The organism is Paenibacillus sp. J2L1-98, from assembly GCF_056269405.1.
The window spans coordinates 1-1,025 of the sequence record NZ_JBWDNW010000068.1; the positions used below are offsets into that span (position 1 = coordinate 1).

Annotated in this window: 1 rRNA gene; it reads left to right on the forward strand. The window is 54.1% G+C overall.

Annotation, left to right across the window (positions count from 1 at the left end):
• Positions 1-1,023: ribosomal RNA gene (locus AC0YNZ_RS31430) — 23S ribosomal RNA — on the forward strand; the annotation flags it as partial.
• Positions 1,024-1,025 lie beyond the last annotated feature (2 nt).

The window sequence follows — 1,025 nt, forward strand, 5'->3', positions numbered from 1 at the left end:
AACCCGAAGCTGTGAACCGAAGCCCCAGTAAACGGCGGCCGTAACTATAACGGTCCTAAGGTAGCGAAATTCCTTGTCAGGTAAATTCTGACCCGCACGAATGGCGTAACGACTTGGGCGCTGTCTCAACGAGAGATCCGGTGAAATTTTAATACCTGTGAAGATGCAGGTTACCCGCGACAAGACGGAAAGACCCCATGGAGCTTTACTGTAACTTGATATTGGACTTTGGTACGATCTGTACAGGATAGGTGGGAGCCATTGAAGCATGAGCGCCAGCTTGTGTGGAGGCGACGTTGGGATACCACCCTGATCGTATCGGAGTTCTAACCTGCTGCCGTGAATCCGGCAGAGGGACCGTGTCAGGTGGACAGTTTGACTGGGGCGGTCGCCTCCTAAAATGTAACGGAGGCGCCCAAAGGTTCCCTCAGAATGGTTGGAAATCATTCGAAGAGTGCAAAGGCATAAGGGAGCTTGACTGCGAGACCTACAAGTCGAGCAGGGACGAAAGTCGGGCTTAGTGATCCGGTGGTACCGAATGGAAGGGCCATCGCTCAACGGATAAAAGCTACCCTGGGGATAACAGGCTTATCTCCCCCAAGAGTCCACATCGACGGGGAGGTTTGGCACCTCGATGTCGGCTCATCGCATCCTGGGGCTGAAGTAGGTCCCAAGGGTTGGGCTGTTCGCCCATTAAAGCGGTACGCGAGCTGGGTTCAGAACGTCGTGAGACAGTTCGGTCCCTATCTGTCGCGGGCGCAGGAAATTTGAGAGGAGCTGTCCTTAGTACGAGAGGACCGGGATGGACGTACCGCTGGTGTACCAGTTGTTCCGCCAGGAGCACCGCTGGGTAGCCAAGTACGGACGGGATAAGCGCTGAAAGCATCTAAGCGTGAAGCCCCCCTCAAGATGAGATTTCCCAGTATGTAAGACCCCTTGAAGACGACGAGGTTGATAGGTTCGGGGTGGAAGCACAGCAATGTGTGGAGCTGACGAATACTAATCGGTCGAGGGCTTATCCTAAA